Here is a 26,068-nt window from a genome sequence, read left to right on the forward strand (position 1 = left end):
GCCTTATTTAAACCTCTTCCTCAACACTTCTAAAAATCATCCACACTTATACTTAAGAAAATACTCTCTTTATTTCTTTTTATAATCTCTTTTATCCGTTCTGACTCCATATCCATTCCTATAATATCACTTTCAATATAACCTTCTGAATTTGCATAATAAACACAAACTCTCTTTCCCTTTTCTAATTCTAAATCATAATCCCCTGCAAAAGCAATGCTTGAATATTCATTAAAGGCTTCTTCAACTTCATAATTATGATTGCTATAAGTTCCTTCTTCTCCTAAAAGGCAGTTTATCTTATTTCCTTCTTTAATATTTATACCTAGAGTTACTTCTGTTTTTCCCTTTTCATAAACTTCATTTACAGTAGCTAGAATAGACTCATTTTTCAAAACCTCTCCATCTTTATAAACTTCATAGTATAAATTCATCTTATATCCCTTATCAGTAGAAATATCTTTTATCTTGTAAAAGAAAACTCTATTCTCAGTTAAACTTAATATCTGCTCCTCTTTTTCTGAAAGTTTTTCAAAACTTACCTTTGCAACTTCATTTTTAGAAAGTTCACCACATCCCATGAAAAATAATGTTGGAACTACAGCTAAAATTACCCCTTTTAATTTTCTCATTATACACTCCTATTTCTCAAAATTTTCCATTATATACGTATAATAATATATAAACTAAATAAATATTCAAAAATCAAAATATATTATTTAGATTTTATAATTAAATTCCTATTAAACTTTAAATATAATATAAGGTCCATCTGGATAAACCTAAATAATAAAGGCTCTTTACAAAGTTAAATATTTCTAAATAACTAGCTAAAAATCAATATTAACTTAAACTAAAGGTAAATAAAAAAAGTGCCTAGAAGATAAAAATCTATAGATTTACAATCTAATCGCTTCATCTCTATAAGCACTTTTCCAAAAAAACTAGTATCTATTTCTTTCCTTAAGCTGTCTATCCATTTCTCTCTTATGAGCTTTTTCAAGCATTGTATCTCTCTTATCGTAGTTCTTCTTACCTCTACAAACACCTAAGTTAACCTTAACTCTTCCGTTCTTTAAATATAAAGAAAGTGGTATTAAAGCAATACCTTGCTGTTGAACTATACCTATTAGTCTTTGTATTTCACTTTTATGAAGAAGTAATTTTCTCTTTCTTAATGGGTCAACATTAAATATGTTTCCTTGTTCATATGGACTTATATGCATATTATTGATAAAGATCTCTCCATTATTTATATCTGCATAACAATCCTTTAGATTAACTCTTCCATTTCTAATAGACTTAACCTCTGTTCCAACTAAAGCTATACCTGCTTCCATAGCTTCATCAACAAAGTAATCATGTCTAGCTTTTCTGTTTTCTGCTAATGTCTTATTGTCTTTTCTCTTTGCCATACTTCTCACCTACTATGGTTATATTGAAAGCATATCTATTCCAAAAGAATGATACACCTTTTATTTCTTCTTTTCTTACTATTTTAACATATTTACTATTTAAATGTAAATTCACAAAACTATACTTATTAACACTAAGCTAACCGCCCTCTATACTTTCCCCTATAAAAAGCTTCAAATCACTTTATCCATTACCTAAATAGCTTTTCAATATACTAAATTTCTATATCAATGATTCTAATGTGTAATAAGCTAATAAATATTCTAATTTAATATTTTATCTTATTATACAAGCTTATCTCTTAAGAGCGTTTAAGTATATGAAGATATTAATAAAACTTGTAAATAGATAAACTACAATCTATTTACAAGCTTCTATTATACTTCTTAAGATTTGATTTTAAATTAGTGTTGATTTTTAGATAGAACTGTAAGACTATCTTAATAAGCAGTTAGTATTGCATCATATATGTAGGAATAATAGCGTTAAGAAGCTTTTTCTGTTTGAGCGTAATCAAAAAAGGAATACAATCTCACTATAGTTCGATTGCATAAGTTCAAGATACCAAATTGAAAATTTGAACTTTCACTTAACCTTTAACTATTATTCTGAAGTATATGATAGCAATACTTTGCGAAATTAAGCTCAGTCTGAAGGGCTAGCTAAAAATCAACCTTCACCTAAAATAAAGTCTAATATTAAAGCTCTTCCTCAGCAGATGCTTCTCTTGGTTCTATTATTTCAACCTTGCCTTCTGCCTCAAGCTCTTTTTTTACCTCTTCAAGTAAATCTTCTCTTTCTTCTGTTTCTTCTTCTTTTTCTTCAATAGTGTACTTATCTTCAACTATTTCAAAGTAAACTTCTCTAGTATCCATTTCTACTTTTGAACAAATAACCTTAACCTTTTCTCCAAGCTTATAAACCTTCTTAGTTCTTTCACCTATCAATTGAAGATTTTCTTCATCATAGATGTAGTAATCATCTCTAAAGCTTGTTACATGTACAAGACCTTCTATTGTATTTGGAAGTTCAACGAATGCTCCAAATCCAGTAACTGAAGAAATAATACCATCAAAGATTTCTCCAATTCTATCCTTCATGTATTCTGCTTTCTTAAGATCATTTGTCTCTCTTTCAGCTTCTTGAGCTATTCTTTCCATTTCAGATGATTGTTTAGATGCAGAATCAACAATACTTGTTAATCTCTTCTCTCTCTTAGCATCTATTTTTCCATTTATATATTCTTTTATTATTCTATGAATTTGTAAGTCTGGATATCTTCTAATAGGTGAAGTAAAGTGGCAGTAATACTCAGCTGCTAATCCAAAGTGACCTGCACATTCTGGTGAGTACTTAGCTTGCATCATACTTCTTAAAAGCAATGTATTTATTACCATCTCTTCATTTTTACCCTTAACTTCATCAACAATCTTTTGTAAATCTCTAGGTTCAACTTCTTCTCCAACGTTAAATGTATATCCTAAGCTATATGCAAAGTTTTTAAATCTTTGAAGTTTTTCATTATCTGGTTCCTCATGTATTCTATAAACAAAAGGTATTTCAGCCTTATTCATATATTCTGCTATAGTTTCATTACATACTAGCATGAATTCTTCTATAATTCTGTTCGCTATAGCTCTTTCATATGGTTTAATTTCTATTGGCTTTCCTTTTTCATCTAGTATGATTTTACATTCTGTAAACTCAAAGTCAATAGCTCCTCTTCCCATTCTTCTCTTGTTTAAGATTTTGCATAGCTCTTCCATAGCCTTAAAGTCATCTACTAAATCTTTATATCTTTCAATTAACTCTTGGTCATTATCTCTTAATATCTTAGTTACGTTTGTATAAGTCATTCTCTCGTTAGTTTTAATTACACTTTCATGTATTGAGTGATTAACTACATTTCCCTTATGGTCTATTTCCATGAAACAAGTTAATGCAAGTCTATTAACCTGTGGGTTTAATGAACATATTCCATTTGATAACTTCTTAGGAAGCATAGGAATAACTCTATCAACTAAGTAAACAGAAGTAGCTCTTTGGAATGCTTCTTTATCTAGAGGATTATTTTCTTTAACATAGTGAGTTACGTCTGCAATATGAACTCCTAATTTGTAGTTTCCATTTGGAAGTCTTTCTATAGATACAGCATCATCTAAGTCTTTAGCATCTTCTCCATCTATAGTAACCATTCTTACATCTCTTAAATCTGTTCTTCTCTTAATTTCTGATTCTGGGATTTCCTCTGGGATTTCTTCAGCAAAGGCTAAAACCTTTGGAGGGAATTCTTCTGGAAGAGCATATTTCTTAATTACAGTTATGATATCTAGACCTAAATCTCCCTTATTTCCTAGTATTTCTATTACTACGCCTTCTGGATTTTTTCTTTTACCACCATCTGGCCACTTAGTTATTTCAACAACAACTACGTTTCCTTTTTTAGCTCCATTTCCATCCTTTTTAGATATGAATATGTCATTTTGTATTCTTTGATCTTGCGGAAGCACAAATCCAAAGCTCTTATTATCTTCATATATTCCTATAATCTTTGTGTTAACTCTCTCAGTTATTCTAACTATTTCACCTTCACGTCTTTTACCTTCAGCACTTTCCTTTACAACCTTACCTAATACTCTATCTCCGTTCATAGCACCCTTTAAAGCATTTTTAGGTATAAATACATCTGTCATTCCTTCTTCATCTGGTATTAAGAATCCAAAGCCTTTTTGATGTATTTGAATTTTACCAGCTATTAGTCCAACTTTATCTACTAGACCGAATCTATCCTCTTCATCTCTAGCTATTAAGCCTTCTGCCTCCATAGCTTTAAAAACTTTCTTAAACTGTTTATATTCAGCTTTATTTATATTAAATATTTTTGATAACTCTAACATTGTCATTGGTCTATATGCTTCTTCTTTCATAAGACCTAAAATTATATCTTTTATTTTCATGTTTTTTCCTCCGTTCTATATATAGATTTTAATGCAACATTTTAATTAATTTATAGATTATACCAAAGCTCTTTCTTCCTAACTTCATAATAAATAATCTAAAGCACCTAAGACTTTTGCCAGGATATATTAATTTATTTTCTTATTAATATGATATGTCTAAATTGCCTCTTTGATTAAGGAAATTCAATCCAATATAATTCAAAAGCCACCCTAAAATATATGGGTGGCCACATAAAGAACTATTTAACTAAATTTATAGCTAGCGTATTTATAGCAAATAAGATAGATGAGAAAATAGTAACTTTTACAAGTCTAGCTTCTCTAGTTCTACCTTTATTTCTTGAAAAGAAACTATCTTGACTTCCTTGAATCAATCCACTTAATGCGTCTGCTTTACTTGGTTGCATCATTATTGAAACCAAAATCACTATAGCTAAAATAGTTTGGACCACTATTAAAATTGTGTTCATAAGAAAACCTCCTAAGCTTTGTATAGTTGCATAATTCCATGAAATTATCATATCACACCAATGAAAATTTTACAATATTTATATGATTTTGTGCACATAATTATAATAATCTACATATTATATAGTTTAACTATTGTATTATTTTCTTATACTATATGATGCTCTTCTTAAAGCATTTTCAATTACTTTATATAATACTAATCCTAAAACTGTATTTAATGCAATTGCAGGTGCTACAACAGTTAAAAATAATATAGAAAAGTTAGCTGGTAATCCTACAATTATTTGAGCTGATCCTAAAAATAAAAGTCCACTTATTAATGTTCCTAAAGGTAATATGATTGTCATTAATACATTATTTCTTTTTTCTAAAGATAATCTTCCTAATATATTAGATTTTTTTATTAATGTTATAATCATAAATACTATAAAAGCTGTAAAAAATTTATCTATTATATTAGGTAATTGTCCTCCCGGAAACTTAGTTGTCATAGCAGTAAATACTCCCATTAAAGTTCCTGAAATCATTGTAATTTTAAAGTTATCATTTAATATAATTATTATAAATAACATAGTAAGTGCAAAATCTGGTTGCATAGGTAATCCTAATGCAGGTGTTATTTGATGTAATAGTAATCCTATTGCTAGTAATAAAGCATTTATTGTTATAATTCTTGTATTATTTCTTATATTCATTTTAAATCCTCCTAATAATTTTTAATAATATCTCTTAGATAAAATTTCTGGTTTAAAATAATATTGATTTTTAGATAAGTTTAAAATACTACTCTAAAAATAAAATTTACTTTAACCCCATACCTGTAAGCTACTTCTTCTCCACAAGGGAGCTTCTAACTTTAAAACTTTTTTTCTTCTTTTCATATTCACTTTTAAAACTTCATTTCATCTTTAAACTCCCTCCTTTAATTTTTTGTAAAATAAAAAAACTCCATCCTAAAAATAGGACGAAGTTGAATCCGCGATACCACCTAAATTATATTAGTTATTGTATTTTAATTATGACTAAAAATCCCTAGCTAGGGTTTAGAGTTAAAATACTTACTAATATCTCTCATTTTCAAGTACTAACATACTCTATCTGCTATAAGGTGCAGTCCACCATTCCACTACTTTCTTAAATAGATTTCATTTCATTCCTCCAAGGTCCATTCATTAAACTCCTTCTTGTCAAATTTCCACCATCATTGACTCTCTTTATTGAAACTAAGTTTAACTACTTACTCCTTTTCAAAGGATTATTTAATATTTTCTTTTTTTCTATTTTACTTTATTAATGTACTATTTTCAACAATTAAAATTATCTTATCGTTTTTTCTTTATAATTTATATTATTAAATACTATTAATAAGTGTGCATATATTATTTTTTAACTTTAAAATAAAAGCTATATTTTGATTTAACATTTATTTTTTAATATAGCTATAATACCATTTACAGTTCAATCTTATTCTACACTTTTTAAAGTTATTTACATCTTTTAAGTACAACTTGTTGAACTGGTACTGAAGCTCTTAATCCAATAGTTCTTTCCATTAATATATATTTTTCTCCATTTACCCTCAAGATTCTAGAATCTATGACTTCACAAGATTTACCTTCCTTTTTTAAATATTCAACAGTAGCTTCTCTTAAATCTTTTAAGTTAGTATATCTATCATCTAACTCAAATACTATTTCATTTTTCTTATAAATTGTTGGAATACCATAATAAGCAGCTATTCCTAAACCTGCAATTAGTAAAACCTCTAATAAAACACTTAATGATCCATCCATAAATATCTCCCCCTCTTTGTTTCCGTTTACATTATTTTAACATATTTTTCAATAAAATTAAATATTTTCGTGTATATTTATGTTTTTTTCATTATATAATCATTTACGAGTATATTAATTAAGTGTATTAAACGATAGGATAACTAAAATTCTATATTTTAAGCTGGCATTAACTTCAGTAAATTTAAATACAAAATTAAAAATTTTTGATTTTTACTTAAAATTAGATAAGTCTGAAGTGCTCACTAAAACCAACATTCACCTAAACATATTCAAATAAAAAAACCTCTAAGAAAACTCAGAGGTTTTTTATTTATTATTTTTTATCTTTTATATTATTTTGAAAGATTGAAGAATGCATTTCTTCCTCTATATTCAGCTACTTCACCTAATTCTTCATTTATTCTGATTAATTGGTTGTATTTAGCTACTCTTTCACTTCTAGCTGGAGCACCAGTTTTTATTTGACCTGCATTAACTGCAACAACTAAGTCTGCTATAGTTGTATCTTCTGTTTCCCCTGATCTATGAGAAACAACAGCTGTGTATCCTGCTCTGTTTGCCATTTCTATAGCATTTAATGTTTCTGTTAATGTTCCTATTTGGTTAAGTTTTATTAGAATTGAGTTAGCAATTCCTTTTTCTATACCAGTTTTTAGTCTTTCTGTATTTGTAACGAATAGGTCATCCCCAACTAATTGAACTCTCTTACCAAGTCTTTCAGTCATAAGCTTCCAACCTTCCCAATCTTCTTCAGCCATACCATCTTCAATTGAGATTATTGGATATTTGTTAACCCAATCTTCAAAGAAATCAACCATTTCAGCAGCTGTTAAAGTTTTTCCTTCATGCTCTAAAACATATTTTCCATCTTTGTAGTACTCAGATGAAGCTGCATCTATTGCTATAAAGAATTCTTTTCCTGGTTCATAACCTGCTTTTCCAATAGCTTCTAATATAATTTCTATTGCTTCAGCATTTGATTTTAAGTTTGGAGCAAATCCACCTTCATCACCAACACCAGTTGAATATCCTTTTTCATTTAAAGTTTTCTTTAATGCATGGTAAACTTCTGCACAAGCTCTTACAGCTGTTTCAAAGCAGTTAAATCCTACTGGCATTATCATAAATTCTTGGATATCTACTGAGTTATCAGCATGACTTCCTCCATTTATTATATTCATCATTGGAACTGGTAAAACTTTAGCATTTACTCCTCCGATGTATTGATATAAAGGCATTCCTAAGTAGTTAGCTGCTGCTTGAGCTACTGCTAAAGAAACTCCTAAGATTGCGTTAGCTCCTAATTTACCTTTGTTCTTAGTTCCATCTAATTCTATAAGAGTTTTGTCTATGTATGCTTGATCTAATACATTTAATCCTATTATTTCTTCAGCAATTGTATCATTAACATTTTGTACTGCCTTTTCAACACCTTTTCCTAGGTATTTATCCTTATCTCCATCTCTTAATTCAACAGCTTCATATATACCTGTTGAAGCTCCTGAAGGAACTGCCGCTCTACCAACTGTTCCATCCTCTAAATAAACTTCAACCTCTACTGTTGGGAAGCATCTTGAATCTAAAATTTGTCTTGCTACCACGTCAATTATTTCAATATATTGTTTCATCTTTAAATTCCTCCTTAAGAAAATTCAAGTTAATACTCAATTATTTTTATCTTTTACTTTTCTAATAAATTTTATGCTTTAATTTTAATCTATTTTTTTAAGGAAAAATATGATTCAAATCACATTTATTGAAAATGATTATCATCAATTCTTTTTTTAAAAAAATATCTCACAAATTCCTATAAAAATTATAATTAAGGTACATATTCACCCTGAATATTTGCCAAAAATTTTTCAATCTTTTTACTTAAAATAGAACAAAATTAAAGAGGACGTTTAGTCCTCTTTATAAAGATTATTTTAAAGCCCTTTTGTATTAGCTATTCCAGCCTGCTTTGCTGTGTTACTTGTACTATTAAATCCTGTTTTAGATTTTGAAGATTCAGCATTATGTTGCTTCATACTTTGTTGTATTCCATTTAATGTTTTTTGTTTACTCATAATATTTACTCCTTATCATTAGTTATAATTAAATTCTATTTTTATTATTTGCTTTATTTAAAGATTTATAAATAGAAATTTTATATTTTTATAGCTTTTATTTTTAATTCTGGTCTTATTTAGTATTAAAGTGATCTTATAATTCTATATTAAAATAAATATTCTAAAAATTTAACAAAAAAAAGACTCTCCTAAACAAGATGATTTTCTCAACTCTTTAGGACAGCCTTCTTTAAATTAACGTTTATGAACTGCTACCACATGATGAATATTTCTTTCATGAGAATGCATATATTTTTGACATAATTCATAAATTACAAATGGTAATACTAAGGATATTGCATAACTTATAATAAGCATCCACATATATTCATGTGATTTAACCATGTTTCCTGCAATTGATGTAGGTGGAACAAATGATATAAAGAATGCAAACACTGAAGTTGCAAGTCCAACTATTGCTACTATAAGTTTAACTGGCTTTCCACCAGGCATTTGGTAAGCACCATTTAAGCCTTCACCCAAAATAGCTTTTATATATCCTACAAAGAATAAAACATATCCACTTAAGTAAATTACAACTGTTAATGACATTGCTGCTAAGAATGAAAGGTTGCTTCCGCCACCTCCAAAAGTTAATACAGCATCCCATATACTAACAATTATACCTTGTGCTATAACTAAGTAAACTGGTACATCATGTTTATTTGTTTTAGCCCATGATTTTGGAATAGCACCTTCTTCAGCTGCTATAATCATACCTCTTGTTGGTCCAACAACCCATGAACTTACTTCTGCTATTACACCAAAGGCAAGTAATAAAGCTATTATCTTAACTAAGATTGTATTATTTGCTGTGAAATGTCCTAAAAGCACTGCAAAGGTTTGAACTACCCCAGCACTTAAATTTATTTGATCTTGAGGTATAACAGCTGCTATTGCAAGTCCTCCTAATGTACTAACAACTATAGCTACTATAACTAGTAAAAGCATTGCTAATGGATATTGTTTCTTTGGATTAGACATTTCATTTGCATGAGTAGCTGATGCTTCTACACCCATATAAGATAAGATAAAGGATACAAATACAACTAAGGTATTAACCTGTGTAAAATCTGGAACAAAAGTATCTTTGCTTGAAATATATATTGGATTTCCTTGAATTATATATACAAGAGATAAGATAATTAAAATAGCTGCTGGTAAAAGTATTCCAACTATAAAACCTATTTTAGCTATTTTAGCAGTATATTTTGTTCCTCCAAATTGAGATAATGCTAAAATCCAGAAAATTACTAATACACCTATGAATTTTATCATTGGATTACTATTTAGTGCTGGCCAATTAAATACATATGATAGCGCTCCAAGTATGAAATAAATCATTGTTACAAATCCAACTGTTATTTCAAAGAACTCAAAGAATAAGTTTGCAAAACCGTATTTCTTGCCTAAATTCTTTCCGGTCCAGGTGAAAACTCCACCTTTTTCCCAACCATCTACAGTCGCCATTTCAGCTGCACATAAAGCAACTGGAATAAACCATAAAAAACCTCCTAAAAGTAGATAAAATACTAAGTGCAATTTGGATGTTGCAAAAGTAGGATATTCATATACAGCCATAACCATAGAGGCTGTCATTGCAAAAAATCCAAAAAGTGTTAAAGATTTTTTTGTTGTTCCTTCTTGTTTCATTTAAATTCAACTCCTTTTAAATTATTTGACTAGCCCAAATAAATTAAAAAGTTAGTTGCTTCAAAGAGAAGTAAGAAACTTTTAAATTTTTGAGTTATAAACATAATTAACATTTTGTTAACGTTTTGTTTATATATATTATAACTCTTAACCCATGATTTGTTAAATATTTTTTGAAAATATTTCAAATTTTCATTATATCCTTTTAATCTTTAAAAAAAATAATAAAATAAGGTGATTATATTGTAATTAATACAAAGATAATCACCCTACTTTTAAAATATTTTATTTTCTAAATTACTAAAACTATTTTTAATAATTAACTTTTATCTCAATGCTAATTTTTTGAACATCTCTTAAGTTTTTATTATAAAAACATTATTCATTGTTTAAAACTGGTGCTATATTATTATCAGAAAAGAAGGTATTAGCATTATAAAGATATAATAAATCTGTTATTCCCTCTTCAGAAATAAGCTTATCAATATCTCCATAGTAATATCTTGGATCAACAATCACTATCTCATTAAAATAAGGAGTTAGGAATTGAACAAAGCTATTAGCATATGAATCTTTTATAAGAAGTAGCTTTTTATTATTATTAACTAAAGTATTTATTTTTACTAAAGGATGATTTCCTTCTAAGAAAACCTCATATTTATCCTTTTCTTTTAGCTTCTCACTATTATAAATACTTCCACTCTTCTTCTTCTCTTCCTCATAGCTTACTAGTACCTGATCATTCTCATCCTTAGGAATATAAACCTCTATTGAATCTGGTGAGATTCCTTTAAATCCACTTTTTGAATATAATGTGCCGTAAAATTCATCTGTAACTGTTTCTATATCATAATAATTATCCTTAGGAGTTAACCCCATCTCCTTAACAGCATCTAAAAAAGCATAATAAGCACCTAAAGTAGTCCAGTGATGATCTGTTCTATAATAAATGTATTCATCTTTATGACTTTCTAAAGTGTTATAAGTATCTATAAACTTTATATTGCTGTTTAAACTACTCTTTAATTTTTCTATGTACACTCTTTGATCCTCTACAGGAACATTTTTAGGCAACTTATCCTTTAAAACACTTACTGCATTAGGTGCTATTAAAGCATATTGATTTATACCTTTATACTTTTCATTAAAATTATTCATAGCCTTAATAGTTTCTTCTAAATTCTTTTCTTCTGGCTTTTTAAAGTCTTCTATTAAATATCCATCTTTACTTAGGAAAACACCATTCTCTTCTTTTCTTCCTAAAAGTTTGTCCACAGTAGATTTAACTCCAATCCATGAATTTCTAAAAACAAATTGATCCTCTACATATTTTTCATATTTTTCTGTATATCTACCTTCTAAAAGCCTATCTATAGAAAACTTAGGCTTTTTAGCTAACATTCTATTTTCCTCTTCTGAGAAGTTTTTGTCTTTACTAAATATATTCATGAAGAAAATACCAAAAATTGAAATTATGAAAACTAAAGCTAAAATTCTAGTATATACTTTTTTATTTTTATTCATATTGCTCTTTTCTCCTTTGTTAAAATCTAAAATATAAGAATGGGTTATATGTTGAAGTTACAATGTAAGCTATTGATAAAAATAATATTATAGCTTGTATTCCTTCAGCTATTAATATTCCTCTTACACCCATATCATATTTTAGTTTTCTAAAAAGCTTATACATTATAGGAGTTGAACATAAAAGAGCTATGACTAAAATTATTAAGTTTGTGCTTAAATAATAAAAAGAGGCTCCATTTACTAATGAGTTATTTCCTATTCCAAACATAACCTTTATGTAATTAAGTCCATTTTTTAGACTGTCATTTGAAAAGAATACCCATCCAACCATAACTAATATCATTGTATATACATGATTTATAAACTTAGGTGTTTTATTTAATACTTTAAGTAAAAATACTTTTTCAATTAATAAAAGTACTCCATAATAAACACCCCACATTATGAAATTCCAACTTGCTCCATGCCATATTCCTGTTAAAAACCAAACTATAAATATGTTTCTTAATTGAATTTTTAATCCTCTTCTATTTCCTCCTAGAGGTATGTACACATATTCTCTAAACCAAGTTCCTAAAGATATATGCCATCTTCTCCAAAACTCAGTTATACTCTTAGATATATATGGATAATTGAAGTTCTCACAAAAATCGAAGCCAAACATTTTTCCAAGACCAATAGCCATATCTGAATATCCACTAAAGTCGAAATATATTTGAAGTGTGTAGGCTATAATACCTATCCAAGATGTTAAAACCGACATATTCCCTAAGCTACTTCCTTGAATACTTGTCCATAATAATCCAACATTATTTGCAATAAGAACCTTCTTTCCTAATCCAAAAATAAATCTTTCTACACCTTCCCCAAACTTCTCTAAGCTTTCTTTTCTACTAGTAAGCTCCCTGTCTATCTCTGAATATTTAACTATAGGTCCTGCTACAAGCTGAGGAAACATAGTAACATATAAGGAGAAAGATAATAAACTTTTTTGCACTTTAACTTTTCCCCAATATACATCTATTATATATGATAAGGTTTGGAAAGTATAAAATGATATTCCTATAGGTAATGGTATATCATTTATAGGTATATTAATATTAAACAGTGAATTTATATTTAATATAAGAAAATCATAATACTTAAAGTATCCCAAAATTAATAAGTTTATAGCCACAGTAATAAAAAGTATTGCTCTAGCTTTATTCTTATTCTTTCTATGTTTGTTTATTAAAAGCCCTGCAAAGAAATCTATAATAGTAGTAAATAGCATTAAAAATATGTATGTTGGTTCTCCCCAAGCATAGAAAACTAAACTTGCTAAAAGTAATACTATGTTTTTTAACTTTCTTGGAGAGATATAATATAAGATTAATGTTATTGGTAAAAAAGTAAAAATAAAAATTATACTGCTAAAAACCACGATGCCACCTCTTCCTAATTTACCGCAGCCTTAAAGCTATCTGCTATGTCTGCTACATTTTTTCCTACACAAAAGAAAACATAATTTCCTATTGTCTTTAGTTCATATTCATCTAGAAGTGCACATTGTTCAGCACCATATCCATTAAAACTCTCTAACTGATTATTTACTCTATTTTCTATAGCACTCTCTACTGTATCAATCTGAGACTTATCCTTTACTTTGACAATAAGCATTTCTTCTACGTTCATACTTGAACTAGGAAGATACAATAAAAATTCTTGAAAATCATTTGAATTTAACTTATAAAATCTTTTTAATTCCTTTTCTCCCCCACTCTTCATATTAGATATTACAACACCCTTACTTTCCATTTCATTTAGCACCTGGTTCAGTGGCATATCTTTAACACTTCCACAAGCTACTAGAGAAAAGGTAATTATAATAACACCTATTATAGAAAAACTTCTCTTTAAAATTTTACTCTTCACACTTTGCACTCCTTTTCCTTTTTCTTTTGTTAATTTATTAAAATTCATATCTTTATTTTAATTATTAATATACTTTAATAATTAATTAGAAAACTCGTCTATCTACTTAAAACTAATTATAGAATTAAAGCATATAAAAATTTAAATAAACTATGTAAGTTATCTTTTTATTTTATAAACCTATTTCTGTTTTAATAACTTGAAGCCAAGGAGTGTAAAATTCTGCTTTTAAATGAATCCCATCTGGCTCGTACATATTTTCCTTTACCATAGAAGTAGTATCTATAAACTTTATTCCCATAGTATTACACATCTCTCTTAAGGCATTATTAAAATCATTTACTTTACTAAATTCTTTTTTCTTAGCAATAGCATTGCTTGAAACTGGGAATACTGAATTAACATATATTTCAGTACTAGGCAATTCCCTTTTTATTTCATTTATTAAACTTTCATAATTTTTTATAAAATCTTTTGAATTACTAAATAAAAGTAAATCATTCATTCCATACATCATTACTATTTTTTTAGGATTTAAACTTTTTAAGGTTCCAAGATCCTCTTTTTTAGCCTTTATGACATCTCTTCCTTTTATTCCTATAACAGAATCTTCATTTAAAATATTATAGAAACTAAGTGGCTCTGTTAAAGAATCTCCCATAAATACTGTATCCTTAAAAACTTCCTTTAAGTTACTATCATCTGCAGTACTTTCCTTAATATCATTTTCACTATTCATATTTTTTATTTTATTTTCTATTTCCGCCACGTCTTTTTTTTCTAAGGATTGAAGAACAGTAACTCCCTTTGCTACTTTTTCCTCTTTAGCTTTATTTATTTCATAATCTTTTATTATTTTACATCCTGTTCCTAATAAGGTTCCTCCTATTAAGAGTCCTAAAACAATTGCACTTATTCGTCTTCTTCTTTTGTACTTCATTTCATTCATCCTTTATAATTTTATACATTAATTTTACATAAATTTCGTTTGTTTTTAGTAAAAATTAAAGTACTTAAAAGTTACATTTCGTTAACAAAACACTAATATAAATAACTAATTAATAATTTTAATCATAAAAAGTAATAAAATCCAAATTCCTGTTTTATTGTAAATAAAAATAGTATTCTTCCTTTTGAAGAATACTATTTTAAAATATATGATTAACTATTATATTACTTGTTTAAAAGACATTCTCCAGTCATTTCTCCTGGTACTTCTAATCCCATAACATTTAACATAGTTGGAGCTATATCAGCTAATTTTCCACCATCTTTTAATGATTTTCCTTCAGCATCTTTTGAAATCCATAAGAATGGAACTGGATCTGAAGTGTGAGCAGTCATTGGTTTACCAGTTGAGTAATCTATCATTACTTCTGCGTTACCATGGTCAGCAGTTATGAATACAGTACCGTCTTTTTCTAATACTTTATTAACTACTTTTCCTAAACACTCATCAACAGCTTCTATAGCCTTAACAGCAGCTTCTTGTACTCCAGTATGTCCAACCATATCTGGGTTAGCGTAATTTAAGATTATCATATCATATTTATCTTGATCTAATCTATTTATTAATTCATCAGTTACTTCATAAGCACTCATTTCTGGTTTAAGATCATATGTAGCAACCTTTGGTGAAGCTATTAATGCTCTATCTTCGTTATTATTTGGTTGTTCTACTCCACCATTGAAGAAGAATGTAACGTGAGCATATTTTTCAGTTTCAGCTATTCTTAATTGGTTTAATCCTTTATTTGCAACATATTCTCCTAAAGTGTTTGTGTAGCTTTCTGGTCTGTAAGCAACATCTACACACTCTAAAGTTTTATCGTATTGAGTCATACAAACGAAGTTAACATGTAATTGCTTTCTTTCGAATCCAGTGAACTCAGGATCAACAATAGCTCTAGTTATTTCTCTTGCTCTATCTGGTCTGAAGTTAAAGAATATTACTGAATCTCCATCTTTCATTCTAGCAACTGGGTGTCCATCTTCTTCTATTACTGTAGGTAAAACGAACTCATCAGTTTTATTATCATGATAAGATTTTTCTATAGCTTCAACAGCTGAAGAAGCTTTTTCACCTTCGCCTAATACCATAGCATTATAAGCTAATTGAACTCTTTCCCATCTGTTATCTCTATCCATTGCATAGTATCTACCACTTATAGTAGCTATTTCACCAACACCTATTTCTTTCATAGCATTTTCTAATTCAACTATGAATTCTTTACCTGATGATGGAGCAACGTCTCTTCCATCCATGAAAGCATGAACGTAAACTTTTTGAAGACCTTTTTTCTTAGCTAACTCTAAAAGACCTTTTAAGTGATCTATGTGAGAGTGAACTCCTCCATTTGATAATAATCCCATTAGGTGTAATGAAGTATTATTTTCTTTAGCTTCATCCATAGCTTTAACTAAAGCTTTATTTGTGAAGAAAGTTCCTTCTTTGATTTCTTTAGTTATTCTAGTTAATTCTTGGTATATTATTCTACCAGCACCTATATTTAAATGACCAACTTCTGAGTTACCCATTTGACCTTCTGGAAGACCAACTTCTAATCCTGAAGCTTGTAACTCAGTGTGTGGGTATTTTGCAAATAATCTATCATAATTTGGTTTATTAGCAGCAGCTACTGCGTTACCTTCTTTGTTTGGAGATATTCCAAATCCGTCTAATATCATTAACATTACAGGTTTTTTACTCATAATAACCCTCCAAAAACTTAATTTCTATTTATACATTTATTATAATGTGTAGATAATTAAAAAACAATAGCAATAGACAATTGGTATTACTTGCCTATTGCTACTATTTAATTACTAATATTATATTAGTAGTTTACGATTTGAGCAAAGTCAGCTGCAACTAAGCTAGCTCCACCAACTAAAGCACCATCGATATCTGATTTAGCCATTTGTTCAGCTATTGTGTTAGGCTTAACTGATCCACCGTATTGGATTCTTACTTTATCAGCAACTTCTTGTCCGAACATCTCAGCAACCATAGCTCTTATAGCAGCTATTGTTTCATTAGCTTGATCTGAAGTAGCAGTTTTTCCAGTTCCGATAGCCCAGATTGGTTCGTAAGCTATAACAACTTTCTCAGCTTGCTCTTTAGTTAATCCTTCTAAATCAGCAGTAATTTGAGCTTTTATAACGTCATTAGTAGTTCCGTTTTCTCTCTGCTCTAAAGTTTCTCCACAGCAAAGGATTGGAACTAAGTTATGAGCGAAAGCAGCTTTAACTTTTTTGTTGCAAGTTTCGTCTGTTTCGTTGAAGTATTCTCTTCTTTCACTATGTCCAATTATAACATAATCTATGTTCATAGCTTCTAACATTCTTGGAGCGATTTCTCCAGTGAATGCTCCTTTTTCTTCAAAGTGCATGTTTTGAGCACCTACTTTTATGTTTGTTCCTTCAACAGCTTTTTTAACTGCATCTAAACAAACGAAAGTTGGGCAAACTACAACTTCACATTTAGCATCTTTAACTAATGGCTTTAATTCTTCAACTAATTTAACAGCCTCATCTATTGTATAGTGCATTTTCCAGTTTCCTGCGATTATTGGAGTTCTCATCTATATTCACCTCTATTAATATTTTAAATATTAAATGGTGTTGATAGTTTATCTATCAAACGCCATTTACTCATCTAATAACTATGAAATCTTCAATACTATATGAAAATTTCATTAGTTTTTAGATAAATAAGGCTAAGATTCAATGAAAAACGCTTCATTGAATCTAGTCTTATTTTATTTATAAAACAACAATCTTTATACTTCAATCTAATAAATTACTACTTTAAGGTTTATAATATTATTTATCGTTTAAAGCAGCTATTCCTGGTAATACTTTTCCTTCTAAGAATTCTAATGAAGCTCCACCACCAGTTGAGATGTGAGACATTTTATCTCCGAATCCTAATATGTTTACAGCAGCAGCTGAATCTCCACCACCTATTATAGTAGTAGCATCTGCTTCAGCCATAGCTTTAGCAACAGCTATTGTTCCTTTATTGAAGTTTTCGAATTCGAATACTCCCATTGGTCCGTTCCAGATAACTGTTTTAGCATCTTTTATAGCTTCAGCGTATATAGCTTCAGTTTTTGGTCCGATATCTAATCCCATGAATCCTTCTTGGATGTTTTGATCTTCTGTAACTACAGCCTCAACATCTTTGAATTCTTTAGCTACTCTGTGGTCTACAGGTAATAATAATTTAACACCTTTTTCCTCAGCTTTAGCTAACATTTCTTTAGCGTATTCAACTTTATCTTCTTCTACTAATGAACTTCCTACAGTGTATCCTTGAGCTTTTAAGAATGTGTAAGCCATTCCTCCACCTATTATTAAAGTATCAACTTTTTCTAAAAGGTTGTTTATAACGTTTATCTTGTCTGAAACCTTAGCTCCACCTAAGATAGCAACGAATGGTCTTTCTGGAGTCTCTACAGCATCTCCTAAGAACTTAAGCTCTTTTTGGATTAAGTATCCACATACTGCTGGTTTTAAGTATTCAGTTACTCCAACTGTTGAACAGTGAGCTCTGTGAGCAGTTCCGAATGCATCGTTAACAAACATTTCAGCTAAGCTAGCTAATTCTTTTGATAACTCTTCTCCGTTTTTAGTTTCTTCTTTTCTGTATCTTGTGTTTTGAAGTAAAACTACATCTCCATCTTTCATTTCAGCTACAGCTTTTTTAGCATTTTCTCCAACAACATTGTCGTCAGCAGCAAATACTACTTCTTTACCAAGCATTTCACTTAATTTTTTAGCAACTGGTGCTAATGAGAATTCTGGTTTAGCTTCTCCTTTTGGTTTACCCATATGTGAGCAAAGGATTACTTTTGCACCATTATCAACTAAGTATTTTATAGTTGGCATAGCTCCGTTTAATCTATTTATATCAGTTATAACACCATCTTTTAATGGAACGTTAAAGTCGCATCTTACTAATACTTTTTTACCTTTTACTTGAACGTCTTCTATAGTCTTTTTATTGAAGTTCATTGTATTCACCTCTTAAATAATAATATTTTATAATTATTTATAATATAAATAAAAAAATCATTTATATGTTAAAGTAGTCTGGCCTCATAGCCTTAACTATAAAACCAGACCCTTTTATATGTTCAATCAGTCTAAATATTTAGTTTTAAAATTACTTAGAAACTAAGCATTTTAAAGTTCTGATTAATTGATTAGTGTATGAAGCTTCGTTGTCATACCATGAAGCAACTTTAACTAATTGTTGTCCATCAACTTCCATGATTTTAGTTTGAGTAGCATCGAATAATGATCCGAAGCTGATTCCGATAACGTCTGATGATACTATTGGATCTTCAGTGTATCCGAATGATTCGTTTGAAGCAGCTTTCATAGCAGCGTTTACTTCTTCTACAGTTACTTTTTTGTCTAAAGTACAAACTAACTCAGTTAATGAACCAGTTATTACAGGTACTCTTTGAGCGTTTCCGTCTAATTTACCAGCTAATTCTGGGATAACTAAACCGATAGCTTTAGCAGCTCCAGTTGAGTTTGGAACTATGTTAGCAGCAGCAGCTCTAGCTCTTCTTAAGTCTCCTTTTTTGTGTGGAGCATCTAAAGTGTTTTGATCGTTAGTGTAAGCGTGGATTGTAGTCATGAAACCTTTGTTTAATCCGAAGTTATCATTTAAAGCTTTAGCCATTGGAGCTAAACAGTTTGTAGTACATGAAGCACCTGAGATAACATCTTCGCTTCCATCTAATATGTCGTGGTTTACGTTGTAAACAACTGTTGGTAGGTCGTTTCCAGCAGGAGCTGAGATAACAACTTTTTTAGCACCAGCAGTTAAGTGAGCTGAAGCTTTCTCTTTTGATGCGAAGAATCCAGTACACTCTAATACTACGTCTACTCCTAATTCTCCCCATGGTAATTCAGCAGGGTTGCTTTTAGCAGTTACTTTTATTTCTTTTCCGTTAACTACGAAAGCTCCTTCTTTAACTTCTATTTCACCATTGAATCTTCCTTGTGCTGAATCGTATTTGAATAAGTGTGCTAAAGTCTTAGCATCAGTTAAGTCGTTGATTGCAACAACCTCAAACTCAGGGTTATCGATCATTAATCTTAACGCTAATCTTCCTATTCTTCCAAATCCGTTAATAGCTACTTTTACCATTATAAATACCTCCTAAAAGATGTTGTTTTTTTATATATAAAATATTAAAAAATATTTTAAACAAATTTATTTTTAGAGATTTAATATTTTTTTATTCATCTCTACTTAAAAAATTTAGAATTTCATTTGCTGCACCTTCGTCTGTAACAAGGACAGCATTCTCATTTCCATAGATAGTAGTTAAAATAGCTTCTGCTTTATTTTTACCTCCAGCTACGGCAATATGATTTTTTATTTTTCTAAGGTCATTTATTGTAACACCTAAAGTTGGCATTACATAAACCACTTCTGACTTTTCATTAAAGTAGCACCCAAATGCTTCTCCAATAGCTCCTAATTCTAATAATCTCATTATTTCTTCCTTAGGAACTCCTCTTTTATTAGCCATCTTCTTTGCTTGACCTATGCCATATATTAGCATATCTGCATTTTTAATATTTTGTATAAGCTCCTTCATATCTTCCTGTTTCATTAAAGCATCCATTACTTCTTTGCTTATGTTATCAGGTACATGAAGCATTTTATAGGTTCCATTTAACTTTTTAGCTAAATTTGCAGCTAATGTATTTGACTGCGTCTCAACCTTCTTACCCATACCACCTCTTGCAGGCACAACTAACACATCACGTAGATTTGCCATTTCTGGTAATTCATCTATAACTTCTTTTACAGTAGTTCCTCCAGTAACAGCAATTGTATAGCCATCTTTAATGATGTTCTTAGAATAATTTGCAGCGGCTTTCCCAAGCTCTTTTATAGTGCTTTCTTCCTCACCACAATCTCCCGGAACAACAATTACATCTCTAACATTAAGCATATCACATAATTGTTTTTCAAGATTAGATAGCCCTTTTATTTCATGTATGAATCCTTTTAAGGATTCTAGCATGAATTCTCCTTCTTGGGTTACAGACATACCTGGAGTGTTTATTTGTATAAGGTTTTGAGATTTTAAAAAACCTATTTCTGTTCTTACAATTCTTTCACCTAAATTTAAATTGTTTGCCAAAGCTCTTCTGCCTATTGGCTGATTATAATAAATTGTTCTGATTATATTGTATCTTTTTACTAATAGTTCTACCATTTCAGGAACTATTATTTTTTGCAATTTTAAAATCTCTAGCAAATTTAACAACTCCTTTGGACATTCAAAGTCCCACTTGCTTCTTAAATGTCCCGCATGTTTATTATAAAACATATTTAAAAAAAATTAAAGGGTTTTTAGAAAATTTTTTCTTATTTTTTTAAAAAATATAAAAAAATATAGAGAGATTACCCAATCTCTCTATATTTTTCACTCTATTTAAGCATCTAAGTTACTTTTTTTTGTAACAAAATTAAATTTATTACTTTTTAAAATCTTTTTCTTTTGCTAGATGATTTTATTCCTAACTCTTCTCTATATTTTGCTACAGTTCTTCTTGAAATAGCCATTCCCTTTTCATTTAGTATTTCACTTATGGCTTGATCTGATAATGGCTTTGTTTTATTTTCTTCATTAATCACTTCTTCTAAAGCTTTTTTAATGTTTATAACTGTAACATCCTCTTCTCCATTTTTTGTTTCTTTATTGCTTATTGAGTTTACAAAGAGATCCTTTATTTTTATTGTGCCCATAGAAGTTAAAATATACTTATCTCTTATTGCTCTTGAAATAGTTGATTCATGCATTTCTAATTGTTCTGCTATTTCTTTAAGAGTCATAGACTTTAAATATTTTTCTCCCTTTTCAAAATATTCTTTTTGTTTTTCTAATATTTTTTCGAGAACTTTATATAAAGTACTTTTTCTTTGCTCTATACTTTTAATAAGAAACATTGCCTTATTCATTTTTTCCTTTACATACTCTGTAGCCTCTTTATCATTACTACTATCCTTTAATATAGAAGCATATAAAGGATTTACTGAAAGCATAGGTAAAACTCCATCGTTCATTATTATGAAGAATTCTCCATCTATCTTTCTAATTTCAGCATCTGGAATTATGAAACTAACTTCATCTCCAGTATAAAACCCTCTTGAAGGTTTTGGCTCTAAGGTTTTTATTAAATCTCCATAATCCTGTGCTTTCTTAGGAGTTATTCCCAAAGCCTTAGCAATAACTTGATATTTATTATCTGCTAAATCATCTAGATGATTTTCTATTATATTTTTTACTATTTCGTCATACTGGCCTTTTCTTTCTAATTGTATCTTTAGACATTCTTTTATATCCCTTGCTCCTATTCCTGCAGGCTCTAAATTATGAAGAACTATTAAGGCTCTATTAAAGGTTTCTTCTGAACACCCTAACTCACTCATTAATTCTTCCTTTTTTATATCTAAGTATCCTTTATTGTCTAAGCATTCAACCATATAACTGCACACACTTCTCATATATTCACTTATTGGTAACTCTAAGATTTGAGATTCTAAGTAATCTGTTAAAGATTCCGGTTTACTTATAAATGTGAAAGGAGAAATTCCTTCTTGATCATATTCACCATAACTTTGCGAACCATAATTATCTGACTCTAAATATTTTACTAGCTCCTTATAATCTAATCTATCCTGTTCATTAACTATTTCTTTATTTTCTTCATATTGAGCTTCTAAAACAGGATTTTCTGAAAACTCTTTTTCTATATATTCTCTTAAATCATATGTTGACATTTGCAAAAGTTTTATTGAAAGTTGCATTTGCTGTGTCATAATCAACTTTTGCTCTTGAGTTAAATTTAAATTAAAATCCATTAACATATATATCACCTAAAACTATTTAATTCTAAATCATAACTTTTTTTCTAGTAACCTTTCTCATTTCATTATCCATCAAAAAAAAACATTTTTCAACATTATAACATTCTTAATACTTTCTCTTATATTAATATTATATTAAAAAATACTTATGTTAATTCTAAAATAACCACAACAGAGAAAATTCTCTATTGTGGTTAAGATTAAATAATTTCACCAATTTTAATGATTGGTACACTTATTTTATTTTTAAATTCTTCTAAAGAGCCTTTTTTACATATAAATAAAATAGCAGTGGCTGGCCCTGCAGATTTCCTTAAATAAGCTCCATCATATGATAGAGTTATATTTATATTATTACTAATTTCCAGTTCCTTCACTTCATGTATAACACCCTTTGAACCAATAGGTAATATATCTTTAATAGAATTACTTTCCACTAAAATTTTCAATTCCTTAAACCCAGCAATTTCTCCTATATTGTTATTTATATCATCTAAAACCTCTTCTCCTACCTTTGGTATTCCTAATAAGCCAACCTCATCTCCACTTTCAAACTTAATCTCAGAACTTATTTCTTTTTCCCCTATTATGGTTAATCCTAAAAATGTTTGAAGAGTTTTGAAATTATCCTCTGTACTTCCCGTTATACATTCTTCTAATTTAAAATTGTTTTCAAAAAATCCTTCAGAATTATATTCCTTTATTGCTCTATTGATTCCATTTATTATACTCTCTCCACCACACTTCATAGTCATTCCTAAATTATTTACTATTACTAGTGGATTAGCTTTAAAGGCTATAAGCTCAAAAAGACAAACTCTAGCTGAAAAATATCCCACAATTTCATTACTAGCATTAACAAAATCTGCTTCTCTTTCTCCAATTCCACAACAACTATCACAGGCTATTACCATCTCATCTTTATGGGTTTCATTTTTAATTATGGTTAAATCTCTAAATTTATATATTGACATTTTTAAGTCCCTTAGCCACTAAAAATGCTATTACTATATTAACTAAGCTTGCTAAAGTAAGTGGTAATCCCATAAGTTTTAAGAAATCAATTGGATTCATTCCTCCTAAAACAAAATGCATGAAAGCTCCTGTTATTAAAGTAAAAATAATTCCATTTAAAAGAGTTCCGACTATTCCTGCTAAGATCACTTTGCCACTATTGAATATTTTTGATGTTATATAAACAACCACAAACATCTCAATGGCTATTAGAATATGTACTGGTAATGTAAATGGGAATCCTGTTCTTAAAGCAACAAATAAATGAGCTAAAAGTCCTATAACTCCTCCTACTACTGGAGAAATTAAAATACCACCAATAAAGGCTGGCATAGAATCTAAGGCTATACTAGCAAAAATCGGGAAATTAGCTAATATAACACTTAAGGCTATTAACATAGCAGCAAAACACATATTTCTTACATTTAATTTCTTTTTTTCCTTAGTAAAATTCATAATTATTTTACCCTCCTATTAATCTTTATATTTTTTCTCTAATATATAAGCAACAATTAACTTAAATATTCACTTTTAATATCAAATCAAATTCTATACCCAATAATATCTTTTACTATAAATATAATTTCAAATTTTTCATTAATATATTTTAACCATAGATTCAATATGTCTCGTATAAATTTAAGTTAAATATTAACTAACTATTAGAGGTAAATAGATTAAGTTGTTTAGAAACTTTTGTATTTTCCAAATCAACTTATTTAGGAAAGCTTGTACATAAATTCTTTTCTCGTAAATAATTATTTTTAATTATAAGGCTTTGTTTAATATGGATATTGATTTTTAGCTAGCCCTTCAGACCTAACTTGATTTCGCAAAGAGTTTCATTAAGATGGTCTTACAGTTCTATCTAAAAATCAACATTAGTTTAAAACATAGCCAATTATAAAAATAAAAAAACTGGTGCGGCTAACCTTCCCCACCAGTTAAAAAATAATTTACATACTTTATTAAAACTTATATACTGTTTCCCACCGAAACAATAAGCAATTCATACTAGGCAGGTCTCCTGGCTAATAAATCTTCCTCCAACAATCCTTTCCATAACTTAAGTTACAGTGGTCTCTTGTTTTCGTCCTTATCAACAGTAGCGGGGGCTGCAGTTTTTAACTTTCCCTATTAAGTTAGATAACACCTAATATACTTATTTTATTTTCATCTTATGATTACACATTTATTTACTCTTTGTCAATATTATTTTTAACATCAACTTTACTTAACATTAAAATTTTCCACTTCATTTAATGTTTCTGGAACATTAATTTCTCCTTTTATTATGGCCTCTTTATATTTTTCTACCTTATCTAAGACCTCTTTAGGTACTAATCTACTTGTAGATTGGGCCACCTCTATACCATTATTCTTAAGTCCCATTTCCATTACATTATTTGGTCCTGACTTAAAATCACCATTTATAACTTCCTTTGCAGTCTTATAAACCGCATCATCTAATCTTTTTACCATAGATGAGAGAATATTATCGGCATAGTCTGGAAAAACTTTGGCAGCATCAACATCAACACCAATAGCATAATTCCCAGTTTCTTTAGCTACTTGATAAATACCTACACCAGCTTCTCCAGCTACATTGAATATTATATCTGCTCCTTCATTATACATTTCCTTAGCTATTTTATATGCCTGTTTTTCATTTATAAAATCACCAACATATTGAATTAAATTTCCTTCTTTTATATTCTTATAAGCTTCCTCATTAGAAACCTTCAATCCAGCCAAGTATCCAGCTAAAAAGTTATCTATAAGTTCATTTTTAACTCCTCCTATAAATCCTACTTTATTAGTTTTAGTCATGTTGCCAGCTATTATTCCCATTAAAAAGGCACCTTGTTCATTTCTAAAATTTATAGATTTTACATTTGGAAGCTCTGATACTGTATCAATAATAGCAAAATTTTTATCTGGATAATCCTTAGCTACATTGTTTAAACTCTCTAAAAACTTAAATGTTGATGCAAAAGTCAAATCATTATTTTGAGCAGCCTCTCTAAGCCTCTTTTCATAATCCTCTGGAGAATTAGTATCAAAAATCTCTATTTTTGCACCATACTCCTCTTTTATTCTATTTAATCCTTCTATAGCTAAATTAACAAAATGATTTTCTTCATTAGCAAAATCATCCTTAACTAAAGCGAAATTATAAACTTTCTTTTCTATAAAATCAATTTTTCTTAATGCCGATGAATTTTTTGAGCCACATCCTATAATAGAAGTTAAGCTTAAAATAAGTCCTAAAGATTTAACAAGCCTCTTAAAACGCAT

23 protein-coding genes and 1 riboswitch are annotated in these 26,068 nt (G+C 29.0%); all 23 genes read right to left on the minus strand.

The window, feature by feature from the left end; genetic code table 11:
• Positions 1-29 precede the first annotated feature (29 nt).
• Positions 30-632, minus strand: coding sequence for a hypothetical protein (locus AC2JAQ_RS08550; RefSeq protein ID WP_488456060.1), 603 nt, complete (start codon positions 630-632; stop codon positions 30-32).
• Between the two features lie 312 nt (positions 633-944).
• Complete coding sequence (gene smpB / locus AC2JAQ_RS08555; RefSeq protein ID WP_423239873.1) at positions 945-1,415, minus strand: SsrA-binding protein SmpB; 471 nt, start codon at positions 1,413-1,415, stop codon at positions 945-947.
• Positions 1,393-1,530, minus strand: a complete 138-nt coding sequence (locus AC2JAQ_RS08560; protein WP_488456061.1) for a hypothetical protein — start codon at positions 1,528-1,530, stop codon at positions 1,393-1,395. Before AC2JAQ_RS08560 ends, smpB begins: the two co-directional genes overlap by 23 nt.
• 584 nt (positions 1,531-2,114) lie before the next feature.
• A complete protein-coding gene (gene rnr / locus AC2JAQ_RS08565) occupies positions 2,115-4,373 on the minus strand; it encodes a ribonuclease R (RefSeq protein ID WP_488456062.1) in 2,259 nt (752 codons plus the stop codon).
• Positions 4,374-4,615: 242 nt separating this feature from the next.
• Complete coding sequence (gene secG / locus AC2JAQ_RS08570) at positions 4,616-4,846, minus strand: preprotein translocase subunit SecG (RefSeq protein ID WP_423239875.1); 231 nt, start codon at positions 4,844-4,846, stop codon at positions 4,616-4,618.
• A 138-nt stretch (positions 4,847-4,984) separates the two neighbouring features.
• Positions 4,985-5,542 carry a tryptophan transporter gene (locus AC2JAQ_RS08575; RefSeq protein ID WP_488456063.1) on the minus strand — a complete coding sequence of 186 codons (558 nt, stop codon included), beginning with the start codon at positions 5,540-5,542 and terminating at the stop codon, positions 4,985-4,987.
• A gap of 789 nt (positions 5,543-6,331) precedes the next feature.
• On the minus strand, positions 6,332-6,640 hold the full coding sequence (locus AC2JAQ_RS08580) for a hypothetical protein (RefSeq protein WP_488456064.1): 309 nt from the start codon (positions 6,638-6,640) through the stop codon (positions 6,332-6,334).
• Between the two features lie 335 nt (positions 6,641-6,975).
• Entirely contained in the window at positions 6,976-8,271 is a 1,296-nt protein-coding gene (gene eno / locus AC2JAQ_RS08585) for a phosphopyruvate hydratase (protein ID WP_423239877.1), read from the minus strand.
• A gap of 300 nt (positions 8,272-8,571) precedes the next feature.
• Positions 8,572-8,712 carry a hypothetical protein gene (locus AC2JAQ_RS08590; protein WP_423239878.1) on the minus strand — a complete coding sequence of 47 codons (141 nt, stop codon included), beginning with the start codon at positions 8,710-8,712 and terminating at the stop codon, positions 8,572-8,574.
• Positions 8,713-8,949: 237 nt separating this feature from the next.
• Entirely contained in the window at positions 8,950-10,407 is a 1,458-nt protein-coding gene (gadC, locus tag AC2JAQ_RS08595) for a glutamate/gamma-aminobutyrate antiporter (RefSeq protein WP_488456065.1), read from the minus strand.
• 378 nt (positions 10,408-10,785) lie between these two features.
• On the minus strand, positions 10,786-11,931 hold the full coding sequence (locus AC2JAQ_RS08600; RefSeq protein WP_488456066.1) for a DHHW family protein: 1,146 nt from the start codon (positions 11,929-11,931) through the stop codon (positions 10,786-10,788).
• Positions 11,932-11,950: 19 nt separating this feature from the next.
• Positions 11,951-13,357, minus strand: a complete 1,407-nt coding sequence (locus AC2JAQ_RS08605) for an MBOAT family O-acyltransferase (RefSeq protein WP_488456067.1) — start codon at positions 13,355-13,357, stop codon at positions 11,951-11,953.
• Positions 13,358-13,371: 14 nt separating this feature from the next.
• Entirely contained in the window at positions 13,372-13,848 is a 477-nt protein-coding gene (locus AC2JAQ_RS08610) for a DUF4358 domain-containing protein (RefSeq protein WP_488456068.1), read from the minus strand.
• A 172-nt stretch (positions 13,849-14,020) separates the two neighbouring features.
• On the minus strand, positions 14,021-14,788 hold the full coding sequence (locus tag AC2JAQ_RS08615) for a GDSL-type esterase/lipase family protein (RefSeq protein WP_488456069.1): 768 nt from the start codon (positions 14,786-14,788) through the stop codon (positions 14,021-14,023).
• A 233-nt stretch (positions 14,789-15,021) separates the two neighbouring features.
• Positions 15,022-16,560, minus strand: coding sequence for a 2,3-bisphosphoglycerate-independent phosphoglycerate mutase (gene gpmI, locus AC2JAQ_RS08620; protein WP_488456070.1), 1,539 nt, complete (start codon positions 16,558-16,560; stop codon positions 15,022-15,024).
• 125 nt (positions 16,561-16,685) lie between these two features.
• The gene (gene tpiA / locus AC2JAQ_RS08625) at positions 16,686-17,432 is read right to left on the minus strand and encodes a triose-phosphate isomerase (protein WP_488456071.1); all 747 of its coding nucleotides are present in this window, start codon (positions 17,430-17,432) and stop codon (positions 16,686-16,688) included.
• Positions 17,433-17,673: 241 nt separating this feature from the next.
• Entirely contained in the window at positions 17,674-18,867 is a 1,194-nt protein-coding gene (locus AC2JAQ_RS08630; RefSeq protein ID WP_488456072.1) for a phosphoglycerate kinase, read from the minus strand.
• A gap of 151 nt (positions 18,868-19,018) precedes the next feature.
• Positions 19,019-20,017, minus strand: coding sequence for a type I glyceraldehyde-3-phosphate dehydrogenase (gap, locus tag AC2JAQ_RS08635; RefSeq protein ID WP_003460339.1), 999 nt, complete (start codon positions 20,015-20,017; stop codon positions 19,019-19,021).
• Positions 20,018-20,108: 91 nt separating this feature from the next.
• The gene (locus AC2JAQ_RS08640) at positions 20,109-21,143 is read right to left on the minus strand and encodes a sugar-binding transcriptional regulator (protein WP_488456073.1); all 1,035 of its coding nucleotides are present in this window, start codon (positions 21,141-21,143) and stop codon (positions 20,109-20,111) included.
• A 227-nt stretch (positions 21,144-21,370) separates the two neighbouring features.
• Positions 21,371-22,756: an RNA polymerase factor sigma-54 gene (gene rpoN, locus AC2JAQ_RS08645; protein WP_488456074.1), complete on the minus strand. Its 1,386-nt coding sequence runs from the start codon at positions 22,754-22,756 to the stop codon at positions 21,371-21,373.
• 200 nt (positions 22,757-22,956) lie between these two features.
• The gene (locus AC2JAQ_RS08650; protein WP_488456075.1) at positions 22,957-23,730 is read right to left on the minus strand and encodes a hypothetical protein; all 774 of its coding nucleotides are present in this window, start codon (positions 23,728-23,730) and stop codon (positions 22,957-22,959) included.
• Positions 23,717-24,226: an ECF transporter S component gene (locus tag AC2JAQ_RS08655; protein ID WP_488456076.1), complete on the minus strand. Its 510-nt coding sequence runs from the start codon at positions 24,224-24,226 to the stop codon at positions 23,717-23,719. The genes AC2JAQ_RS08650 and AC2JAQ_RS08655 overlap by 14 nt, the downstream gene beginning before the upstream one ends.
• Positions 24,227-24,770: 544 nt before the next feature.
• Positions 24,771-24,942, minus strand: a riboswitch (cobalamin riboswitch).
• Between the two features lie 58 nt (positions 24,943-25,000).
• Positions 25,001-26,068: a BMP family lipoprotein gene (locus AC2JAQ_RS08660; protein ID WP_488456077.1), complete on the minus strand. Its 1,068-nt coding sequence runs from the start codon at positions 26,066-26,068 to the stop codon at positions 25,001-25,003.

This window comes from Clostridium sp. LIBA-8553, assembly GCF_057782465.1.

Coding starts and splice junctions, on each gene's coding strand:
- AC2JAQ_RS08590 (WP_423239878.1), bottom strand. CDS start 8,712: ATGAGTAAACAAAAAACATTAAATGGAATACAACAAAGTATGAAGCAA.
- rpoN (WP_488456074.1), bottom strand. CDS start 22,756: ATGTTAATGGATTTTAATTTAAATTTAACTCAAGAGCAAAAGTTGATT.
- smpB (WP_423239873.1), bottom strand. CDS start 1,415: ATGGCAAAGAGAAAAGACAATAAGACATTAGCAGAAAACAGAAAAGCT.
- tpiA (WP_488456071.1), bottom strand. CDS start 17,432: ATGAGAACTCCAATAATCGCAGGAAACTGGAAAATGCACTATACAATA.
- AC2JAQ_RS08630 (WP_488456072.1), bottom strand. CDS start 18,867: ATGAACTTCAATAAAAAGACTATAGAAGACGTTCAAGTAAAAGGTAAA.
- AC2JAQ_RS08615 (WP_488456069.1), bottom strand. CDS start 14,788: ATGAAGTACAAAAGAAGAAGACGAATAAGTGCAATTGTTTTAGGACTC.
- AC2JAQ_RS08650 (WP_488456075.1), bottom strand. CDS start 23,730: ATGTCAATATATAAATTTAGAGATTTAACCATAATTAAAAATGAAACC.
- gpmI (WP_488456070.1), bottom strand. CDS start 16,560: ATGAGTAAAAAACCTGTAATGTTAATGATATTAGACGGATTTGGAATA.
- gap (WP_003460339.1), bottom strand. CDS start 20,017: ATGGTAAAAGTAGCTATTAACGGATTTGGAAGAATAGGAAGATTAGCG.
- AC2JAQ_RS08660 (WP_488456077.1), bottom strand. CDS start 26,068: ATGCGTTTTAAGAGGCTTGTTAAATCTTTAGGACTTATTTTAAGCTTA.
- eno (WP_423239877.1), bottom strand. CDS start 8,271: ATGAAACAATATATTGAAATAATTGACGTGGTAGCAAGACAAATTTTA.
- AC2JAQ_RS08600 (WP_488456066.1), bottom strand. CDS start 11,931: ATGAATAAAAATAAAAAAGTATATACTAGAATTTTAGCTTTAGTTTTC.
- rnr (WP_488456062.1), bottom strand. CDS start 4,373: ATGAAAATAAAAGATATAATTTTAGGTCTTATGAAAGAAGAAGCATAT.
- secG (WP_423239875.1), bottom strand. CDS start 4,846: ATGAACACAATTTTAATAGTGGTCCAAACTATTTTAGCTATAGTGATT.
- AC2JAQ_RS08580 (WP_488456064.1), bottom strand. CDS start 6,640: ATGGATGGATCATTAAGTGTTTTATTAGAGGTTTTACTAATTGCAGGT.
- AC2JAQ_RS08655 (WP_488456076.1), bottom strand. CDS start 24,226: ATGAATTTTACTAAGGAAAAAAAGAAATTAAATGTAAGAAATATGTGT.
- AC2JAQ_RS08575 (WP_488456063.1), bottom strand. CDS start 5,542: ATGAATATAAGAAATAATACAAGAATTATAACAATAAATGCTTTATTA.
- gadC (WP_488456065.1), bottom strand. CDS start 10,407: ATGAAACAAGAAGGAACAACAAAAAAATCTTTAACACTTTTTGGATTT.
- AC2JAQ_RS08550 (WP_488456060.1), bottom strand. CDS start 632: ATGAGAAAATTAAAAGGGGTAATTTTAGCTGTAGTTCCAACATTATTT.